The following is a 20,078-nucleotide window of genomic DNA, read 5'->3' on the forward strand; positions in this document are numbered from 1 at the left end:
TTGTAAGAATTATGATGAGTATTTTGTAAAAAATATTCTGTATAATTATTTATAGTTAGTTATTTAGGGGGGAAATCAAATGAGAAAAGCAAGCATGATTGTAATTGTTCTAGTGATAGCAAGTATAGCAATAATAATTTCAATAAATACTTATCCATATACTCAAGCAGAAAATCTGTCATTAAATAAAAATGTATATAATTTTCTAGCGGATAAAGGAAATCAAAAAGATACCTATGGTGCAGCAATAGAATTAAATCAGGGTAGTTCAAAAAATACCTGCGTTTATTTTATGGCTGAAGTGCTAAGGAGAAACAATATTAATGTGCCCAAGGAAACAAGCAATACAGAACAAATTATATCTATACTTACGGAAAAGGGCTTTAAAAAACAAAAGGATTATGAAAACTTAAAGCCTGGAGATATATGTTTCACCACAGATGATAAGAGTGGCTTTCCAAGTCATACATATGTATTTATGAAATGGGTAAAGGAGGGGAATTACGATTACGCCTATATATGTGATAATCAAGCAAAAGATTATGAGGGCAAAGTTTATCATATTCGGAATATAAATGTTATAACTAAATCTAATGGTGCTGCTAAAGATCCTTTTGCATTCTTCATGAGAAAGTCCTGATTGTAAAGTGTTCTCATTAACATATATATAATACAGGTAAGGGGATGATTAGCATGACTAAGTTTAATGTTTTAGTTGTAGACGATGAATATGAAATTAGGGAAGCTATTGAAATATATTTAAAAAATGAAGGGATGGCAGTATTTCAAGTCTAAAGAAAAGGTTTATGCTAATTTAGACGGAAAAAAGGCTTGGAGAGTATTCATTATTTAATCCAATCTCGATTTTATTCGATTATTAAGGTTACATACAAAAAAAAATAAAAATGTGTTATAAAAAATATAAATCTGGTTTCTATTATATGTCTAGACAAAAATGATGTAAAAACAAAACCAACCAAAATAAATACATATAGAGAAGATAGAGTACTATAATCGCAACGAATTTTATAGATTTGAACTTTTTGCAATGTATTTGTTTATAAAAGATAAAATAAAGACAGCTAGGAGGTGATTGTGCGATTTATGACATTTGAAGAATTATTTAAAAAGTATTATCCGGATGTTGTTAAACGTACTATCCAAATTGTGAAAAATCAAACAGTTGCCGAAGATCTTTCGCAAGAGGTATTTGTACAACTCTATAAAACAAACTGGAAAGAGATTGAGTATCTTAATGGATGGCTTGCTAAATCTGCAATATATGTTTCATATAATTATTTACGATCAGAAAAAAGACACCAAGCACGTGTAGAAAAAGCAAGTTTTTTCTTAGAATCACAAGATATGCAAACACTTGATGACAAATTGATTCGAAAACAGGAAATTGAGAACGTACGAAATATTATGGATGAATTGAAAGAGCAAGATAGAAAACTTTTATTGTTGCGGTACTCAGGATTAAAATATAAAGAGATAGCTGAAATATTAGAAATAGAAACATCTGCTATTGGTACGATTCTAGTTCGTGCTCAAAAAAAATTTAGGAATCTCTATACAAAAAAACTGGAGGTGAAGGTATGAAATGTTATGACATAGGAATATTGCAAGCATATATAGATGGGGAAATTTATCCCAAAATGATGCTAAGAGTTGCACAGCATTTGGATATATGTGAAGTTTGTCAGAGGCAATTTAATGAATTAATAGAGATGAATGAATGGGAAGTAGAATTAAAAAAACAAGAGATACAAAGCGATACAATTGATGTTGAAAAAGCATGGAATGAATTAGAATATAAATTAGATAATAAAAACATAATTAGTAAAATTAGAGGAGTGTTTATAAATATGAATAAAATGAAACGATTTGCTACGGTAGTCACAGCATTAGCCTTAATGGTTAGTATACCTGCAGGTGCAAGTACTATTTACAATCTATTCAAAAATCATGTAGTAGAAGACAAGGTGGTTAATGAAGGGTTGAGTCGTGAAGATGGAACAGTTGTAGATGCAACAAAAAATGGTGAATTTCAAACTTTAGATAAAAAAATTACCGATCAAAACATTACCGTTCATTTAACAGATTTATATGTTTCAGAATCTCGTGTCTCTGTTCACTATAGAATAGAAGATAAAAATGGTAATCTTATTCCTGTTCAATATGATACAAAAGGCATAGAGTTAAAATATGATGGCATTATAGATGGCAAACAAGTAGAAGCACCTGAATATTACTTGGACAAAAATGCTGGTACCATTTCACAACTCCAATTTATACAAAGTGAAAACCATTTGCCTTTTAAATTGCTCAAAGATAACAAGCAGTTAGAAATCGGTATTCGTGATATTGGAGATAAAGCAGATGGAACCACTACATTTGCTGGATTTAATCCAATTGATTACCCTGTGACTTTAGATATTAATATTAATAAAATTGGGAAAGTTTCAGGTTCTTGGAAGGGACAATTGGAAATTAAGGGGAAAAATTAACAAATCCAAAGTATACTCCATATGCCAAGTTTAGCTATCTGTTCAAAAATATTAAGTTGTTTAATTTTATTAATACAAAACATATTCTCCTCCTCTGTTGATAATATTTTTTGTAGTGACATTTATTCTCTCACAGTGGAGGAAAATATAAAAGCCTAACGGCTTAAAAGTTAGGTGGTTCAATGATTGATGAATTGCGCAATCGGCTAATTTATAGTTAGTTATTTAGGAGGGAAAGCAAATTATAAAATCAAAAACAAGATTCTGAGGCAAAGTTTATCACATTCGGAATATAAATGTTATAGCTAAATCCAATGTTCTTGCTAAATATGCTTTTGCATTCTTCATGAGAAAGTCTTGGTTGTAAGATTGTCTTATTAACATAAATACTATAGTTAAAGAGGTGTCTCATGGAAGTACAAACAATAAAACACAAAAAATCTATTAGTATTAGTATAATTTCTTTTTCTATTCTATTTGTCTTATATTTGGGTATGTCAATATATTTTAACAATCATTTTTATTTTGGTTCTTCAATTAATGGTATTAATGCTTCTGGTAAAACAGTAGATGAATTAGATAAAGAAATATCAGCAAAATGCAAAATATATACACTTGAACTTCAAGAACGTGGCGGTGTGAAAGAACAACTTAAAGCTGATGACATTGGACTTAAATATAATGCAAAGGATAAAATTCAAGTTTTAAAAGACAGTCAAAATTCTTTTGCGTGGATTTATGAGGTTTTTAATTCAAAAGCTTCTAAATTATCTGGCATAGTGTCCTATGATGAAAAACTATTAAAAAAACATTTTGATAATCTCTCTTGTTTTGATAGCAATAAAATAATTGAGCCTAAAAATCCTAGCTTTAAATATTCAGATACCGGATATGCAATTGTAAAAGAAGTTATGGGAAACAAAATCAATAGAAAGCAAATGCATGCAGCTATAGTAAATGCAATTCTCAACGGAGAAACAACAATAAATTTGGAAACAACAAATCAATACATTAATCCAAAATATACTTCAACTTCTAAAGAAGTTAAAAACACTAAAATTTTGCTTGATTATTATGTAGCTTCAAAAATCACTTATACATTTACTGGAGGTAAAGAAGTTTTAGATGGTTCTATAATACACAACTGGTTAGTAGTTAATAACAATCTTGCAATTTCATTTGATGAAAACAAAATGAAAGATTATGTAAGTGAACTGGGCAATCATTATAATACCTATGGGACTGAAAGAGATTTTGCTACATCACTCGGAACAACGATAAAAGTATGTGGGGGCGATTATGGATGGTTAGTTGATCGCACGGGAGAAGTCAATGATTTAATTGTGTCTATAAAAGCTGGACAAACCATAACAAAGCAGCCTAAGTATACCCAAACTGCAGTATCTCATGATGTAAATGATATCGGGAATACCTATGTGGAAATTAATATGACAAAACAACATATGTGGTTTTATAAGAATGGTTCCCTTATTGCAGACGGAGATGTTGTTACTGGTAATGTAAGCAAAAAATATACAACACCAACAGGTGTTTATAAACTAAAATACAAAGAAAAAAATGCCACATTAAAGGGAGAGGGTTACAGTGTACCTGTCAATTGCTTTATGCCATTTAATGGTGGTATTGGAATACATGGTGCAAGTTGGAGAAATGTCTTTGGCGGAAGTATATATTTAACAAATGGTTCTCATGGTTGTATAAATGCACCAGACCGTTTAGCCATTACGATATACAATAATATCGATGCTAATACTCCAGTTATTTGCTATAAATAGTAATTGTGTTGATTTCAATTTGGGGCTATCGACGTATGTAAAAATGTACGGTACTATATAGATATATTTAATATGATAGAACAAAACATAGTGAATTAAAATGGAGGAGAAAACATGAAATTATTTTTATATTATATTTTGGCGATTAACTTATACGGTGTTTTTGCCATGTATTCAGACAAGAAAAAGTCACAAAGGGGAAAATGGAGAACTCCAGAGAACACTCTTTTCACTATAGCTTCTGCTTTTGGGGCTTTGGGTATTTTTATAGGTATGCGTTTATTTAGGCATAAAACTAAGCATAACAAGTTTGTAATAGGGATACCATTGATACTTGTAGTTCAATTGTTTATATTTTTCAAATACATATATAAGATGCTATAATTCTTATAATTTTGCCTTGAAATTTTAGTGTTTTGAGGGTATAATAAAGATAAATTGTAGATAGCCATAGTAGAAAGGTGGTGGAATTATGGAAAATAAAATGTTTGAATTTATGACCAAAATGTATTCAGAAATGCAAGAAGGTTTTAAAGATTTAAAAACTGAGGTTAAAGGAAACACCCAAAGGCTTGATACCATTGAAAATAAACTTGATACAATTGAAAATGATGTTAAAAAATTAGGTATAACGATAGATGAAAAACTGATTCCAACTGACATGGCCATCTTGGATGGATATAAACATAATTCTGAACATATTACAATTATTGATGATAAAATTGATAGACTTCAAATAGATGTAAATAGTATAAGTATGAAAGTATCCTATAATGATAGTAGAATTATAGAAATATCGAAGGATCTTAAGAAAGCAAAATAACTATAACCACAGGAGGGATTTTCTCAATTAGGAGGAATTCATTTGAGGTTTATTCCCAACCTGTGGATAACTATTCTGTAAAATTAAATAAATTTTCATAAAAACTGTATTTGTTGGTATAATACGGTCTAAAAAGCATATATTATAAAAAGTTATCCTCTTTTAGTGGATAACTTTCTTTAAATTGTGGATAGATTTTCAATTGTCTGAAAATAGTAAGATTGAAATCTTCTCTGTTACAGATATTTGGTATCCATTATAATGAAAGAAAAAATCAAAGGTACTACTTAATTTACAGTCCAATATTCATAGTTTTACATATATTTACACAGAACTATAAATTTCATAATTTTGTCTTGAAATTTTACTATTTTGAGGTTATAATAGTGGACGTACTTACTTATATAACATAAAAAATAGGTAATAACTTATAAAGAAACTTTGAATTTAAAAATAAATTAAATGATGAATCACATAAAACAATATGTTATTAGAATTTGACAAGTAAAGTTCAAATTTGTGGATAACTAGTGTGTAAAATTGAATAAACCTTCAAGTAACTGTATTTTTATTAAAATATAGTTTATTTAGCGTGTTAATAAACAAAGTTATCCCCTTTTAGTGGATAACTTTGTCGAAATTGTGGATGAATTTTTAATTGCTTGAAAACAATTCACAATACAAACTTTCTTTTCTATCCTCTTTAAGTCTAAATTTTTCTCTAATCTGGGTTACGTTCTCCTCAGAGATATCAGCTATAACTAAACCTTCATCCATATATAGGCTGCTTATTACGTTCCCTAGTGGGTCTACAATCATGGAGTCACCACTGTAGGTTAATCCATTTCCTTCACCCATTCGGTTTATACCTGCTATATAACATTGATTTTCGATGGCTCTTGCCTTGAGTAAGCTAATCCAGTGTTCACGGCGATCCATAGGCCAGTTAGCTGCAACGGTTATTAATGTAGCGGTCTTAGATGCTATCTGAAATATTTCTGGAAAACGTAAATCGTAGCATATGAAAGGGGAAATAGTAAAATTAAAAGCATTGAAGTAGTTGATTTCATTTCCGCTTTGGTAAAATTTAGTTTCGCATCCAAAGGAAAAAGGATGAATTTTAGTGTAATTCACAAGATCCGTGCCTTGGGGGACGCCACTAGGAACGCCTCGATGAATTACCCGAGGAACGCCTCGATGAATTGCCCGAGGCACGCCTCGATGAATTACCCGAGGCGACACTACAGAGTATTTGTTTTTGCTGTTTGTTTTTCCTTCTACATATCCAAAGCCTATGAAAATGTTAAATTTAGAGCTTATTTCCTTGAAAAATTCTACGGTTTCATTATTATCTTCCCCTATTAAAGAAGTATTCATAGAAAAGCCTGTTAAAGTCATTTCAGGGAAAAAAATAATATCCACATTTTCAGTAGTTGCGTGCTTTATAAATTGTATTGCGGTTTCTTTATTCTTAGTTTTATCTTCCCAAACAATATCTAATTGAGCTAGTGCTAATTTCATGTTATCGACTCCTTATTAATAATATCTTCATATAATGCATATTATATCAGAGTAAGTATTAAAAGATTAAATCAAAATTTTTTGAAAAATATAATGTGTAAAATATGTTTATATTTATAAATAATTGAAGGTGAAAACATGTAGGACAGTGAGAAATAGTATATAATGGGTATGTTAACGAATGCTCTACTATCAGAGCAACCTGCATGTTGAATCTTCATAGGATAATTAATTGTTAACTGAAAAGGTGGTTGCTATATGTTAAAAAATTTAAAACAACTTATATGTAGGGTTATGGATGATGATATTACTGCATTGGCAGCTCAGCTTGCTTATGATTTGTTGTTATCATTTTTTCCTTTTTTATTGCTACTAATTAGCATGTTAAGTTATAGCAATCTAGAAACTAGAGATGTGTTGGTATATCTACATCAAATAATGCCCAAGAGTGCTTTTGATTTAATTTACAATACTGTTATAGAAGTGCTGGATTCAAGAAATGTGAATTTACTATCATTAAGTATAATAGGCATAATGTGGTCAGGGTCCAGTGGTTTCAGGGCTATAATAAAGGGACTAAATAAAGCCTATGATGAGGAAGAGACAAGACCTTTTTGGCAAACATTAGCTATATCTATATTATTTATGCTAGGACTTGTAGTAGCTATTATTGTGGGAGTATCCCTGGTAGTTTTTGGACAAATGATAGGAAGAGTTATAGTAGCACGTTTAAATCTATCTAGCGAGTTTATATTGAATTGGGATATTATGAGATACTTAGTATCTTTAGGCGGGATGGCATTTACATTTGCAGCATTATATTATTTTACTCCTTGTAGAAGGTTAACATGGAGAGAGGTAATGCCCGGAGCTGTTTTTAGTACTTTAGGATGGTTAATATCTTCTTTAGGGTTTGCATATTATGTTAATAATTTCAATAATTATTCTAGGATATATGGTGGAATAGGGGCAGTAATAGTGCTTATGTTATGGCTTTATTTAACATCCGTAATAATACTATTAGGGGGGGAGGTTAATGCATTGCTAGCTTTCGAGCGAGAAGGCAAACAAAAACCTAAGTGTAAAAAGTATTAACGACATTTTACAAGGAAAGTCTCCAAATTTTATAAGCTAGAAATCTATATTATAACAAAAAGAAAAATTTAGTGGGAGTTTAAACCTCCTTCTGAAGTCGTTAATATTACAGCACTGTAGGTGATGATTAATGATATAATGAAGAAGATGTAAGACAAAAAAATAGCTTTGTATTGTGAAATTTTAAGTTTCATAAAATATTAACACTTATTTAAAGGTATTATGGTATACTTAATACTGCAGTGAAACTGAAGAAAAGTGTATTAAATTGTAATTAATAAGTTTTTAATAATATTTTATTATATATAAAATAAAGAGGTGCATTATATGAAAACTCTAGGAAAATGGAAAAAACCAATATTAATACTAAGTGATGCAGTACTAATAAACTTAGCATATATATTAGCTATCTTTTTTAGATATAATTATAAAAATTTCAAGTTCTATTCAAGTGACTTTAAAGAGATAGCGTTAATTGTGACAGTTATATACATAGCTTGCTTTTTTCTCTTCAAACTTTATGACAGCCTTTGGAGTTATGCAAGTGTAGATGAATTTATGCTTGTTATTGGGGGATGTCTTACTGGTAATATTGCAACTATTGCTTTTATTAGAATTATTGGACATAATTTTGCTTATGGGGTAAGTATAATAGCTTGTGCTTTTAGCATTATATTTATAGTTGGTATTAGAATGTCCTTTAGAATCTACGGTAGATTCGAAAGTATTGTAAGTTGTAATGTCAGTAAAGGTGACCGAAAGAGAGTAATGATAATTGGTGCTGGAGCGGCTGCAGCTATGGTTATAAAAGAAATGAAAAGCAGTAACCAGAGTAAATATATACCGATAGCTGTAATTGATGATGAAGATTATAAAAAAGGAAACACTATTATGGGAGTGAAGGTCCTTGGAGATAGACGAGAAATACCTACCATAGCAAAAGAAAAGAATATAGAAACCATACTTATAGCAATTCCAACCATAGAAGATGAAGATAAGAGACAAATACTCGAAATATGCAAAAAAACAAGTTGTAAGATAGAAATTATTCCAGGCATGTATGACATAATAGACGGCAAAGTTTCATTAAGCCAAATTAGGAAAGTGGAGATTGAGGACTTACTTGGACGTAAGGCAGTAGAACTTGATATGGAAGGCATAGCAAGTTTTATTCGCGATAAAACAATACTAGTAACAGGTGGCGGTGGATCTATTGGTTCTGAATTATGTCGTCAAATTATAAAATTTGGACCTAAGCAATTAATTATTTTTGATATATATGAAAATAATGCTTATGATCTTCAAATGGAACTTCAGTATAAATATCCGAACTTAGATTTAAAAGTATTAATAGGGTCTGTTAGAGATAAACAAAGACTTGAGAATGTCTTTGAAGAATATTTACCAAATATAGTTTTCCATGCAGCGGCACATAAGCATGTTCCACTAATGGAAGAAAGCCCTATGGAAGCTATAAAAAACAATGTGTTCGGAACCTTTAACGTAACGAATTGCGCGAATAAGTTTAATGTTGAAAAATTCGTGATGATATCCACAGATAAAGCGGTAAATCCAACCAATGTTATGGGTGCTACTAAGAGAATGTGTGAAATGATTATACAATCTATGGACAAAATAAGTAAAACACACTTTGTGGCAGTTAGATTTGGAAATGTATTAGGCAGTAACGGATCCGTTATACCCCTATTTAAAAACCAAATAGCTCATGGTGGTCCAGTTACACTTACTAATAAATATATAACTAGGTTCTTTATGACAATACCCGAAGCAGCACAATTGGTGCTTCAATCTGGAGCATATGCAGAAGGTGGAGAAATTTTTGTGCTTGATATGGGGCAACCTGTTAAGATATATGATTTAGCGTGGGATTTAATAAAGCTTTCAGGGTTTGAACCAAACAAAGATATTAAAATAGAAATTACAGGACTTAGGCCGGGAGAAAAGCTTTATGAAGAACTATTAATGAGTGAAGAGGGACTTATTAATACTAAACATGAAAAGATTTTTATTGGGAAACCAACGTTTAGTGATTTGGATGTTATGAAAGAGAGAATGAAAGAACTTAAGGTCATTATCGAAAAAGATGATATAACATTATTACTTGAAAAAATAGAAGCAATAGTTCCAACATATAACAGAGGTACGGCAGAAAGTGAAGACACCACTGTAGAAGAATAATCAAAAAGCAGAGTAATTTTAAAAAAACAGGGGGCATAATATGGAGAGATTTCTGGATGTTATAATTAGCCTATTGATAATAGTGTTGTTATCACCACTATTTTTAATTATAGGGATAATCATAAAGCTTAATTCAAAAGGGCCAATATTTTTTACCCAGATGAGAATAGGCAAAAATAATGAATTATTCAAATTGTATAAATTTAGGACGATGAAAATTGGAACTCCTAATGTTGCAACTGATAAACTTGATAATTCAAAAAGTTATATAACGTGTATTGGGAAAATTCTAAGAAAGACTAGTATTGATGAACTTCCACAATTAATTAACACTCTTAAAGGGGATATGACTTTTGTGGGACCAAGACCTGCTTTATATAATCAGCTTGAGCTTAAGGAAATGAGAACGAAAGCAGGAGTTCATAAACTACTTCCAGGAGTTACTGGATGGGCTCAAATTAATGGACGAGATGAGAATGATGATTCTGAAAAAACAGCACATGACGTATATTATTTAAACAATAAATCATTATTACTTAATGTGAAAATATTATTTAAAACGGTATCCAAAGTTTTAAAAGCAGAGGGTGTTCGCGATGATGGGCAAAAAAAAAAATAGGTCTGAAGACTTAACGACATTTCAGAAGGAAAGTCTACCACTTCTATAAGTGGTAGTTACATGCCCTAACAAATAGAAAACTTCAGTGGAAGTATAACTCTCCTTCTGAAGTCGTTAATGCAGCTCCGCAGGAGATGATTTAACAATTTAAATTAGTGCTACTGGTAAGCTAGGACACATTGGGGTTTCTGCTAAGAAGGAGAAGATGTTAAGATGAAAAAGATACTTATAACAGGAGCGAATAGCTATATAGGTACATCCATTGAGAAATGGCTAGAAAAATATTCTGATGAGTATTCTATGGATACATTGGATATGAAGGACGATTCATGGAAAGAAAAAGATTTTACGCAGTATGATGTAATCTTTCACGTTGCAGGTATAGCACACGTCTCATCAGACCCTAAAATGGAAGAGTTATATTATAAAGTCAATCGTGATCTTACCGTAGAAACTGCTAAGAAAGCAAAGAAAGCTGGCGTTAAGCAGTTTATTTTTATGAGTAGCATTATTGTTTATGGTGATAGTAGCAATGTTAACGGGGAAAGAATCATAGATAAAAACACTGCTCTAATTTCCAGTAATTTTTATGGAGACAGTAAAATTCAAGCAGAAAAAGGAATAAAACCTTTACAGTGTGATGATTTTAAAATTGTTATTCTTAGACCACCTATGATTTATGGGAAAGGCTCTAAAGGAAATTATCCCAAATTAGCAAAACTTGCTCAGAAACTACCTATTTTCCCCGACATTAACAACAAGCGAAGTATGCTTCATATAGATAATTTGTGTGAGTTTATTAGGCTTATGATTGTAAATGAAGAGAGTGGAGTATTCTTTCCACAAAATAGTGAGTACGTTAAAACTTCAGAGATGGTGAAGCTTATTGCAGAAGCTCATGGCTCGCGTATTAGCTTAACTAAAATATTTAACCCCTTATTACGTCTTATGGGTTTAAAAATCCAAACATTTAGTAAGGTATTTGGAAGTTTGGTTTATGAGAAGAGCATGTCTGATTATAAAGAGAATTATAGAATTAGAGATTTGAAAGCATCGATTATGTCAACAGAGGCAGTTGGGGTAACAGAAACAGTTACCACAACAGAGGCAGTTGGGGCAACAGAATCGGTTGATACAAAAGAATAAGTTGTGGGAAAATAGAAATACTAAAGAAGGGGGGTAATGAGATGAAAAAACACATTTTAGTTATAGCGCAATATTTTTACCCTGAACAATTTCGTATAAATGATATTTGCACAGAGTGGGTTAAGAGGGGATATAAAGTAACAGTTATAACTGGAATACCTAATTATCCCAAAGGTGAGTATTACGAGGGGTATGGACTGTTTAAGAAGCGAAAAGAAATGTATAATGGTATTGAGATAATAAGGATACCACTAATACCTAGAGGAAAGAGCTCAATAATGCTTGCTTTAAACTATTTGTCATTTGTTGTATCCGGGTTCTTTTGGAAGATGTTCACAAAAATAAAAGCTGATTATGTATTTATATTTGAAGTATCACCCATGACACAAGCTTTGCCTGGTGTATGGTATGCTAAAAAGAGAAAGATCCCATGTTACTTGTATGTTCAAGATCTTTGGCCTGAAAATGTTGAAATAATTACAGGCATAACTAACAAATATATTATTGGGGCTATAGGTAAGATGGTTGACCATATATATTCTGGTTGTACACATATTTTCACCACATCAAATAGTTTTGTGAAGTCAATACACAATCGTGGCGTTGCACTAGATAAGATAGAGTACTGGCCACAATATGCAGAAGATTTTTATGTGCCACTTGAGAAAGCAAGCATTGAAGAAATTCCAAATGATGATGCATTTAATATAACTTTTGCTGGTAATATTGGCAATGCACAAGGGCTAGATATATTGCCAAAAGCTGCAACACTTATAAAAGAGAAAAATATAAATAAAAAAATCCGGTTTAACATTATTGGAGATGGCAGATATAAAGAAGAATTAATGCAGCTTGTACGTAAAGGTGAGTTGGACGACATGTTTAATTTCATTCCAAAACAACCTGGAACCCGGATTCCACAATTTATGGCAGCAAGTGACGCCGCTTTCCTGTGCTTAACAGGTGGTCCACTGTTTTCAATGACTATTCCGGCTAAACTACAGTCATATATGGCTTGTGGTATACCGATTATCGCGTCAGCCAATGGTGAGACTGATAAAATAATAAAAGAATCAAATTCAGGTGTTTGTGGCCTTGCTTCCGATGCACAGATACTCTCAGATATGATAATAGAGTTATCTAATGAATCACAAGAGCAATTAACAAAGCTCGGGATAAATGCAAGAAATTACTATGATAATAATTTTAACAAGCAAGAATTGTTAAATAGGATAGATAAATATTTTATAAAAAATTTATTATTGGAGGAGATATATCATGTTTAAAGGTAAAACATTATTAATTACAGGAGGAACAGGTTCTTTCGGGAATGCTGTAATGAAAAGATTTCTTGATACAGATATAGCAGAAATTCGTATATTCTCAAGGGACGAAAAGAAACAAGATGATATGAGAAAATTATATAAAAATGATAAAATTAAATTCTACATAGGTGATGTACGGGACATAGCTTCTGTAAAAAATGCTATGCATGGAGTAGATTATATATTCCACGCAGCTGCTTTAAAACAAGTTCCATCTTGTGAGTTTTTCCCTCTTGAAGCGGTAAAAACTAATGTAATAGGAACAGATAATGTGCTTACAGCAGCAATTGAGTATGGAGTCAAAAAAGTAATATGTCTTTCCACTGACAAAGCAGCATATCCAATAAATGCTATGGGTATTTCAAAGGCTATGATGGAAAAAGTATTTGTGGCTAAAGCTAAAACAGTATCTCCGGATAGGACACTTATTTGTGGTACTAGATATGGAAATGTTATGGCATCACGTGGTTCAGTAATTCCACTATTTATTGAGCAGATAAAGAATGGAGAGTGTTTAACTGTAACAGATCCTAATATGACTAGGTTCCTTATGAGCCTCGATGAGGCTGTGGAACTTGTAATATTTGCATTCAAAAATGCTCAGGCAGGCGACATAATGGTTCAAAAATCTGATTCATCAACAATACGAGATTTAGCACAAGCAGTGGGTGAATTATTCAATTCGAAAAATGAAGTTAAAATTATAGGTACTCGTCATGGAGAAAAGCTATACGAAACACTTCTTACAAAAGAAGAGTTTGTAGTTGCTCAGGACATGGGGGGATTTTTCAGAGTTCCAGCAGATAAAAGAGATCTTAACTACGATAAATATTTTGTTGAAGGCGATATAAAACTATCCACAGAGCAAGAATATAACTCTCAAAACACTGCAATTCTTAATGTAGAGCAGATAAAAGAAAAGTTACTTAAACTTGATTATATACAAGAAGAATTAAAAACCAATTCTTAAATTAGTGAAGTCCACAATATTAGGTATTAATACTTAGTATTGTGGAATTGTTTAAATAAAACAGACGAAATGTGAGGTAAATATGAAAATACTTGTTACTGGCGCAAAAGGATTTGTAGGAAAAAACATTATAGCAGAACTTAAAAATAAAGGTTATACAGATATATTTGAATATGATCTAGGAACTGATGAATCACTTCTTGAAAAATACACTAAGGAATGTGAATTTGTTTTTCATCTTGCCGGAGTTAATCGTCCAAAGGACGAGCATGAATTTATGGAAGGTAATTTTGGATTTACATCAGTGCTTCTTGATCTTCTTAAAAAAAATAATAATAAAGCACCGGTGCTTATAACATCCTCTGTGCAAGCAGAAAAAGAGAATCCTTATGGCATCAGCAAAAAGGCAGGCGAAGATTTATTATTTGCTTACAATAAAGAAACTGGGGCAAAGGTACTGGTTTATAGATTACCAAATTTATTTGGTAAATGGAGTAGACCTAATTATAATACTGTAGTAGCTACCTTCTGTTATAATATTGCAAGAGGCATAGAAATACAGATATCAAATTCAGATGCTGATTTAGATTTATGTTATATAGATGATGTATTAGATGAATTTATTAGAGCATTAGAAAACATGGAAAGCAAAAAAGACGAATATTGTTATGTACCTATTGTGCATAATATTAAACTAGGGGACCTTGCGCAAAGGATAAGAAGTTTTAAGGAAAGCAGATCTGACTTAAGTGTGCCTAATATGGGTGATGAACTTACTAAAAAGCTTTATAGTACTTACTTAAGCTTTTTACCAGAAGATAAATTTTCTTATGACTTAAAAATGAATAAAGATAACAGAGGATCTTTTACGGAATTTATTAGAACAGCTGAAAATGGACAAGTTTCGGTAAATGTATCCAAACCTGGAATAACAAAGGGTGATCATTGGCATCATACTAAAAACGAAAAGTTTATGGTAGTTAGCGGTGAAGGAGTTATTAGATTTAGAAAGATAGGAACAGATAAAATAATTGAATATAAAGTTAATGCAGATAAACTAGAAGTAGTAGATATTCCTACAGGATACACTCACTCTATTGTAAATATTGGTGAGAACGATTTAGTGACAATAATGTGGGTTAATGAATGCTTTGATCCAAAAAAACCAGACACATTTCACTTGGAGGTATAGAAATTATGAAAAAACTTAAGGTAATGACAATACTAGGAACAAGACCTGAAATAATAAGACTATCAGAAGTTATAAAATCTTGCGACAGATATTTTGATCATATTCTTGTACATACAGGTCAAAATTGGGACTATACACTTAATGATGTTTTCTTTAAAGAGCTAGAGCTTAGAGAACCAAATTACTTTTTAGGAGTTGTAGGAAGCAATCTTGGAGAAACTATGGGTAACATAATAGCCGAGAGTTATAAAATATTAGTTAAGGAAAAACCAGATGCATTAGTAATACTTGGGGATACAAACAGTTGCCTTAGTGTTATCGCTGCTAAAAGATTAAAAATTCCTGTATTCCATATGGAAGCAGGAAACAGATGTTTTGATCAAAATGTACCTGAAGAAATAAATAGAAAAATAGTTGACGTTACAAGTGATGTTAATATGGCATATACAGAGCATGCGAGAAGATATTTGTTATCAGAAGGAATGAGAAAGGAATATACTTTTGTTACTGGCTCACCACTTCCAGAAGTTTTCCATAGATATATGGAAAAAATTGATGAAAGTAAAGTACTAGAAACATTAGGACTTGAAAAAGGTAAATATATTTTGGTAAGTGCTCATCGAGAAGAAAACATAGATAATGAAGAAAACTTTAAGAGTATAACGGACGCACTGAATGCAATAGCAGAAACTTATGATATGCCAGTTATCTATTCAACACACCCAAGAAGCTGGAAAAGAATTGAAGAAAAAGGAATAGTGTTTCATAAAAATATAAAACAATTAAAACCATTTGGGTTTTATGATTACAATAAACTTCAAAAGGATTCATTCTGCGTTTTATCTGATAGTGGATCACTCGCTGAAGAAACTAACATTATGGAATTTCCAGGAGTTTCAATAAGAACAAGCACAGAAAGACCAGAAGCAATTGACAAAGGTTCAGTAATACTTGGTGGAATAACTTCTGATAGCATAACTCAAGCTATTGAAATAATAACTATGCAAAAATCATTAGGAGAAAAAACTGTGAAAGCTCATGATTATACAGATATTAATGTTGGTATGAAGGTTGTTAATATTATTCAAGGGTATACAAGCGTCATAAACAGGTTTATATGGAGGAAGTAATAAGTAATTAAGATAAGGATGGTCAAAATAATTATGAGTTGCACTGATTATTTAACGAATAGAGGAGAATAAGATGGCAAAAACGATTTTTATAAATGTAACAGCAGCAGAGTATGGCGGAGCTTTAACTATACTAAAAAGCGTACTAACTGACATCTCACAAAAAGATAATACAAATTTATATTATGTTTTTACGTCTATTGATTTAGATGAATTTGAAAGAAATAATATAAAAATTATAAATACAATAAAAGGTAAAAAAAGCAGGAAGCGATGGGATAGAATATTATGGGATTTTAGAGGGGTACAAAAATGGTCTGCTGATAATAATATTTATGCTGATATAATTTTATCATTGCAAAATACCAGTGTTAAATATCAAAAGAGTACCTTGCAAATTATTTACCTTCATCAACCATTGCCGTTTGAAACTCAATATAAGTGGAGAGTTTGGAAGAAAGAGGAAAGAATATGTTGGTTATATAAAAACATTTACCCTTTTTTTATAAAACGATTCATTAATGAAGATACTATCTTAATAGTTCAACAAACGTGGCTTAAAGATAAGGTGGTTGAAAGATTTTCTTTGGATAAAAAACATGTTAAAGTAATTCCGCCTAAAGTAACACTTCCAGAGATTGAATTAAAGCAAGATGAGGTAAGTACAAAAGATAAGGTCAATATTATATTATTTTATCCTGCTTCTCCATATATTTATAAAAATCATCGTATTATAATTGATAGTTTGATTAAAATAAAAAATGAGAACCCAGATTATTATTCGAAATTAAGAGTATATTTTACTATAAAGATTGATGAACTACCAAAAGTCGATGTGAAAAAAGTAATTGATAATTCACTTGAAAATATAATCTTTTTAGGAGCCATAAAACCTTCTGAAGTTGTTGAGTATTATAATAAATGTAATTGTGTTATATTCCCTAGTTATATTGAGACTTTTGGACTACCATTACTAGAAGCATCATCATTAGGTAAAAAGATAATTTGTTCGGATACAAGTTTTTCAAGGGAAATTATGGGCCGATATACAGGAGCTACATTTTTAAAATATAATAATGAAAACGACTGGGCAGAACAGATATATAATTTAAGTAATTATATAGATGAAAAACACCATTATACATATAATTCTTCAAAAGATTATGAATCAGTATATGATTTGTTAAGAGAACATTTATAAGAAAAATTAAAAATATAATCTTAAAGCTATAAAGCAATAAAGCAATAAAGGAGAACAAAAGTATGAGCTTTTTTTTATCATTTAACAAACGTTTTTGGGTTATCGAACTTGTCTGCCTATTAATAATAGGTACTATAGTATTATTTCCAATGGGAACTGTGAGCATTGCCTTATCAGAAATAATCGCAATAGGATTTTTTCTTTATTTGTTTATTTATCGTGGATTATATAAGCGTAATTATATTTTCCCAGTGTTATCAAAAAAAGTATTTAGGGTATTGTTTGGATTTGGTATATATTTCGTTATACTATTTGGTGCGCGTATTATACTACATTTACCATTCAAGGATACAATATGGCCAATAAGATCATTAATACTTGGTTCATCTGTATTTTTTCTAATTGATGAATATAAACCAAAAGTAAACCAACTTTTAAGTGTAATAATAGTTCTTTATTCTGCATTAAATATAATGGAATTAATCGATTGTTTTAGATTTTCAGATATTCGAAAATTAAAGTTTTTAGATAATATTAATATATATATGTATATATGTATTATGTTTATTTCTTTTACAGTATGGGCAATAAAAGAAAGCAAAGAAAAAAGACTACCATCATGGATTGCACCAATTGCATATACAAATATGGGAATAAGTATGGTTTTTGCATTTCTTTCCGGAGGACGCTCAGGATGGGTAGTTATGGGAGGAGTACTAACAGTATCATTTTTATTAGTATTTGGTTTTAAATGGTGTTCGTGGAAGAAGATCATATTATTTATTATGGCATGTGTTGTTGTTACTATAATTTCTGCATCAGTAAACTTTATGAAATCACGTACTAATGTATATAGATCATTTTCTTTTATTGTAACTAAGATACCAGCACTAACACAACCAAAATCTGAAGATCAAGAAGAAAGTGGACTCGAAACTGCTGAAGCTAGTGATAAAATACGTGGTATATTTTGGACAAAAGCATGGACTGCAATAAAAAAGAATCCTATTTTGGGAGCTGGTACATTTGCAGTAGCATATAAGGAAATACCCACTAAAACTCAGGTACAAACACCAACTACGGAGCAACCACCTATAAAAGAGAAAACATCTACGAAAAAGATAGAACCAAAAAAAGAATTAACACCTATGCAGGAACAAATAGCCAATGCAAACAAAGCACCACGACCTGCCCATAATTTCATACTTGAAACTTGGATGGGATGGGGACTAGTAGGATTAATATTATACTTAGCAGGTTTATTTTCTGCTTGTTATTATGTAGTAGTGAAATTAAAGAATATTCCAATGCAATTGCGAATTTGTTGCATTCTTCCTATTGTGTCAGCAGCATTTATAAGTTTGATACAGTCATTTATACTTTTAAATTTCCAAGCAACATATATTATGTGGTTCTGCCTTGGCATCGCATCAGTGGCAGACCACTACTATAAGGTGGGAGAAAAACTTTGAAAAAGAGAATATTATTAACATCTCAAACTGAAGATAATATAAAAGCATTACACAATTATTATTTGAAGAATATAAAACCTACTCGAACTGATATTATAATAGAATATAGTAGTTTTTATAAGTATAAAAATAATAAACTTCTACATTATTTTATACGAGCAAGTGAACTTTTGAAAAAATATACTGTTGTTATTTCTGATTCTACAACTAGTGTATTTTGGAAAGCTCAAAATGGTGTGTTTATGAGCCATGGTTATGGAACCAAAAAATCTCCAGGAAATAATGAAGTAAATGATAAAACAAAAATGGATATCTATAAGGGCATTAGAACTAGAATAAAAAATGTTGTAACACTATCGGAAAGAGATAGCACTTATTTTTTAAGATCTACAGAACTTGATAAGTGTGCTCTTCCAAATTATATGCCACTGGGATTACCAAGAAATGATATGTTGTTTGACAAAGAATACATTTGTGAATGTAGAGATAAGTTCGACTTAAAACATAATACTTGCGGAAAGAAAATTCTGTTATTTTGTCCAACTTGGAGAGGTTACGAAATAGAAAAAGCTTTCCCAATTACTGAAGAGGACTGGATAAAGTTTGATAAGTTTATGGGACAGCGCAACTGGAAAATGATTTATCGGCCTCACCATTTAGAGCGACTCATAGATGATAAAATCTTTGATAATATGAAAAATATAGTAACTATAAAATTTGAAGATGAATTATCTACTCAAAGCATACTAGCAGTAACGGACATGTTACTTACTGATTATAGTTCAATCTATGTGGATTATTTAGTGTTAAATAGACCAATTTGTTTCTTGCCATATGACATAGAGCAGTATGAAGAAAAACGAGGACTTGCTATAGATTTTAGTAGCTATGTAGATACTCCTGGTCCTAAAATAAAATGCATTGATAATTTAATGACTTACATAAAAAGTACGAATCAGAAGGATGAATATATAGCCATTAGAGAAGCTGCTCAAAAGAACTTCTACCATTACTTGGATGGGAATAGCTGCAAAAGAGTGTGGGATTTAATATTAGATCTTGTAGATAAAAAATAGGAG

19 protein-coding genes and 1 pseudogene are annotated in these 20,078 nt (G+C 31.0%); 18 read left to right on the forward strand and 2 right to left on the reverse strand.

From position 1 onward, the window contains the following. Positions 1–79 precede the first annotated feature (79 nt). The 4 genes and pseudogenes from ACWJJ7_RS13915 to ACWJJ7_RS13930 all read left to right on the forward strand — a co-directional run bounded on the left by ACWJJ7_RS13915 (position 80) and on the right by ACWJJ7_RS13930 (position 2,510). Positions 80–640 carry a hypothetical protein gene (locus ACWJJ7_RS13915; protein WP_462962609.1) on the forward strand — a complete coding sequence of 187 codons (561 nt, stop codon included), beginning with the start codon at positions 80–82 and terminating at the stop codon, positions 638–640. A 53-nt stretch (positions 641–693) separates the two neighbouring features. Beyond that, positions 694–789: pseudogene (locus ACWJJ7_RS13920) on the forward strand (DNA-binding response regulator); the annotation flags it as partial. A 315-nt stretch (positions 790–1,104) separates the two neighbouring features. Beyond that, a complete protein-coding gene (locus tag ACWJJ7_RS13925; RefSeq protein WP_462962610.1) occupies positions 1,105–1,602 on the forward strand; it encodes an RNA polymerase sigma factor SigX in 498 nt (165 codons plus the stop codon). Next, on the forward strand, positions 1,599–2,510 hold the full coding sequence (locus ACWJJ7_RS13930) for a DUF4179 domain-containing protein (protein ID WP_462962611.1): 912 nt from the start codon (positions 1,599–1,601) through the stop codon (positions 2,508–2,510). Before ACWJJ7_RS13925 ends, ACWJJ7_RS13930 begins: the two co-directional genes overlap by 4 nt. Here the strand turns inward: ACWJJ7_RS13930 and ACWJJ7_RS13935 are convergent. Continuing rightward, positions 2,507–2,632 carry a hypothetical protein gene (locus ACWJJ7_RS13935; RefSeq protein ID WP_462962612.1) on the reverse strand — a complete coding sequence of 42 codons (126 nt, stop codon included), beginning with the start codon at positions 2,630–2,632 and terminating at the stop codon, positions 2,507–2,509. The genes ACWJJ7_RS13930 and ACWJJ7_RS13935 overlap by 4 nt on opposite strands. 288 nt (positions 2,633–2,920) lie before the next feature. Between ACWJJ7_RS13935 and ACWJJ7_RS13940 the strand changes: the two genes are divergently transcribed. From ACWJJ7_RS13940 to ACWJJ7_RS13950, 3 genes are all read left to right on the forward strand, one after another. Continuing rightward, the gene (locus ACWJJ7_RS13940; RefSeq protein ID WP_462962613.1) at positions 2,921–4,306 is read left to right on the forward strand and encodes a L,D-transpeptidase family protein; all 1,386 of its coding nucleotides are present in this window, start codon (positions 2,921–2,923) and stop codon (positions 4,304–4,306) included. A gap of 114 nt (positions 4,307–4,420) precedes the next feature. Further along, a complete protein-coding gene (locus tag ACWJJ7_RS13945) occupies positions 4,421–4,690 on the forward strand; it encodes a DUF1294 domain-containing protein (protein WP_462962614.1) in 270 nt (89 codons plus the stop codon). Positions 4,691–4,778: 88 nt separating this feature from the next. Next, positions 4,779–5,129 (forward strand): hypothetical protein, encoded by a 351-nt coding sequence (locus ACWJJ7_RS13950; protein ID WP_462962615.1) that lies wholly within the window; start codon positions 4,779–4,781, stop codon positions 5,127–5,129. A 654-nt stretch (positions 5,130–5,783) separates the two neighbouring features. On the opposite strand, the gene ACWJJ7_RS13955 is transcribed toward ACWJJ7_RS13950, so the two are convergent. Then, on the reverse strand, positions 5,784–6,650 hold the full coding sequence (locus ACWJJ7_RS13955; RefSeq protein ID WP_462962616.1) for a nitrilase-related carbon-nitrogen hydrolase: 867 nt from the start codon (positions 6,648–6,650) through the stop codon (positions 5,784–5,786). Between the two features lie 258 nt (positions 6,651–6,908). Between ACWJJ7_RS13955 and ACWJJ7_RS13960 the strand changes: the two genes are divergently transcribed. The 11 genes from ACWJJ7_RS13960 to ACWJJ7_RS14010 all read left to right on the forward strand — a co-directional run bounded on the left by ACWJJ7_RS13960 (position 6,909) and on the right by ACWJJ7_RS14010 (position 20,075). Then, positions 6,909–7,745, forward strand: coding sequence for a YihY/virulence factor BrkB family protein (locus ACWJJ7_RS13960; protein ID WP_462962617.1), 837 nt, complete (start codon positions 6,909–6,911; stop codon positions 7,743–7,745). Positions 7,746–8,072: 327 nt separating this feature from the next. After that, on the forward strand, positions 8,073–9,944 hold the full coding sequence (locus ACWJJ7_RS13965; RefSeq protein WP_462962618.1) for a polysaccharide biosynthesis protein: 1,872 nt from the start codon (positions 8,073–8,075) through the stop codon (positions 9,942–9,944). Positions 9,945–9,984: 40 nt separating this feature from the next. After that, a complete protein-coding gene (locus ACWJJ7_RS13970) occupies positions 9,985–10,563 on the forward strand; it encodes a sugar transferase (RefSeq protein WP_462962619.1) in 579 nt (192 codons plus the stop codon). A gap of 213 nt (positions 10,564–10,776) precedes the next feature. Then, a complete protein-coding gene (locus tag ACWJJ7_RS13975) occupies positions 10,777–11,709 on the forward strand; it encodes an NAD-dependent epimerase/dehydratase family protein (RefSeq protein WP_462962620.1) in 933 nt (310 codons plus the stop codon). Between the two features lie 41 nt (positions 11,710–11,750). Next, positions 11,751–12,995, forward strand: coding sequence for a glycosyltransferase family 4 protein (locus ACWJJ7_RS13980; RefSeq protein ID WP_462962621.1), 1,245 nt, complete (start codon positions 11,751–11,753; stop codon positions 12,993–12,995). Then, a complete protein-coding gene (locus ACWJJ7_RS13985) occupies positions 12,988–14,004 on the forward strand; it encodes a polysaccharide biosynthesis protein (protein ID WP_462962622.1) in 1,017 nt (338 codons plus the stop codon). Before ACWJJ7_RS13980 ends, ACWJJ7_RS13985 begins: the two co-directional genes overlap by 8 nt. Positions 14,005–14,086: 82 nt before the next feature. After that, complete coding sequence (locus tag ACWJJ7_RS13990; protein ID WP_462962623.1) at positions 14,087–15,196, forward strand: capsular polysaccharide biosynthesis protein CapF; 1,110 nt, start codon at positions 14,087–14,089, stop codon at positions 15,194–15,196. Between the two features lie 5 nt (positions 15,197–15,201). Further along, positions 15,202–16,326 carry a non-hydrolyzing UDP-N-acetylglucosamine 2-epimerase gene (wecB, locus tag ACWJJ7_RS13995; protein ID WP_462962624.1) on the forward strand — a complete coding sequence of 375 codons (1,125 nt, stop codon included), beginning with the start codon at positions 15,202–15,204 and terminating at the stop codon, positions 16,324–16,326. Between the two features lie 73 nt (positions 16,327–16,399). Then, positions 16,400–17,527 (forward strand): glycosyltransferase, encoded by a 1,128-nt coding sequence (locus tag ACWJJ7_RS14000; RefSeq protein ID WP_462962625.1) that lies wholly within the window; start codon positions 16,400–16,402, stop codon positions 17,525–17,527. Between the two features lie 62 nt (positions 17,528–17,589). Then, positions 17,590–18,999 (forward strand): O-antigen ligase family protein, encoded by a 1,410-nt coding sequence (locus ACWJJ7_RS14005; protein ID WP_462962626.1) that lies wholly within the window; start codon positions 17,590–17,592, stop codon positions 18,997–18,999. Further along, positions 18,996–20,075: a CDP-glycerol glycerophosphotransferase family protein gene (locus tag ACWJJ7_RS14010; protein WP_462962627.1), complete on the forward strand. Its 1,080-nt coding sequence runs from the start codon at positions 18,996–18,998 to the stop codon at positions 20,073–20,075. The genes ACWJJ7_RS14005 and ACWJJ7_RS14010 overlap by 4 nt, the downstream gene beginning before the upstream one ends. Positions 20,076–20,078: the final 3 nt, after the last annotated feature.

This window comes from Clostridium sp. CM042 (genome assembly GCF_055080995.1).

Bases quoted from the DNA above. Each gene is read 5' to 3' on its own strand.
- ACWJJ7_RS14005 (WP_462962626.1), top strand. From the start codon at position 17,590: ATGAGCTTTTTTTTATCATTTAACAAACGTTTTTGGGTTATCGAACTT.
- ACWJJ7_RS13980 (WP_462962621.1), top strand. From the start codon at position 11,751: ATGAAAAAACACATTTTAGTTATAGCGCAATATTTTTACCCTGAACAA.
- ACWJJ7_RS13915 (WP_462962609.1), top strand. From the start codon at position 80: ATGAGAAAAGCAAGCATGATTGTAATTGTTCTAGTGATAGCAAGTATA.
- ACWJJ7_RS13930 (WP_462962611.1), top strand. From the start codon at position 1,599: ATGAAATGTTATGACATAGGAATATTGCAAGCATATATAGATGGGGAA.
- ACWJJ7_RS13965 (WP_462962618.1), top strand. From the start codon at position 8,073: ATGAAAACTCTAGGAAAATGGAAAAAACCAATATTAATACTAAGTGAT.
- ACWJJ7_RS13955 (WP_462962616.1), bottom strand. From the start codon at position 6,650: ATGAAATTAGCACTAGCTCAATTAGATATTGTTTGGGAAGATAAAACT.
- ACWJJ7_RS13940 (WP_462962613.1), top strand. From the start codon at position 2,921: ATGGAAGTACAAACAATAAAACACAAAAAATCTATTAGTATTAGTATA.
- ACWJJ7_RS13990 (WP_462962623.1), top strand. From the start codon at position 14,087: ATGAAAATACTTGTTACTGGCGCAAAAGGATTTGTAGGAAAAAACATT.
- ACWJJ7_RS13985 (WP_462962622.1), top strand. From the start codon at position 12,988: ATGTTTAAAGGTAAAACATTATTAATTACAGGAGGAACAGGTTCTTTC.
- ACWJJ7_RS13945 (WP_462962614.1), top strand. From the start codon at position 4,421: ATGAAATTATTTTTATATTATATTTTGGCGATTAACTTATACGGTGTT.
- ACWJJ7_RS13925 (WP_462962610.1), top strand. From the start codon at position 1,105: ATGACATTTGAAGAATTATTTAAAAAGTATTATCCGGATGTTGTTAAA.
- ACWJJ7_RS13950 (WP_462962615.1), top strand. From the start codon at position 4,779: ATGGAAAATAAAATGTTTGAATTTATGACCAAAATGTATTCAGAAATG.
- ACWJJ7_RS13970 (WP_462962619.1), top strand. From the start codon at position 9,985: ATGGAGAGATTTCTGGATGTTATAATTAGCCTATTGATAATAGTGTTG.
- ACWJJ7_RS13975 (WP_462962620.1), top strand. From the start codon at position 10,777: ATGAAAAAGATACTTATAACAGGAGCGAATAGCTATATAGGTACATCC.
- ACWJJ7_RS14000 (WP_462962625.1), top strand. From the start codon at position 16,400: ATGGCAAAAACGATTTTTATAAATGTAACAGCAGCAGAGTATGGCGGA.
- wecB (WP_462962624.1), top strand. From the start codon at position 15,202: ATGAAAAAACTTAAGGTAATGACAATACTAGGAACAAGACCTGAAATA.
- ACWJJ7_RS13935 (WP_462962612.1), bottom strand. From the start codon at position 2,632: ATGTCACTACAAAAAATATTATCAACAGAGGAGGAGAATATGTTTTGT.
- ACWJJ7_RS13960 (WP_462962617.1), top strand. From the start codon at position 6,909: ATGTTAAAAAATTTAAAACAACTTATATGTAGGGTTATGGATGATGAT.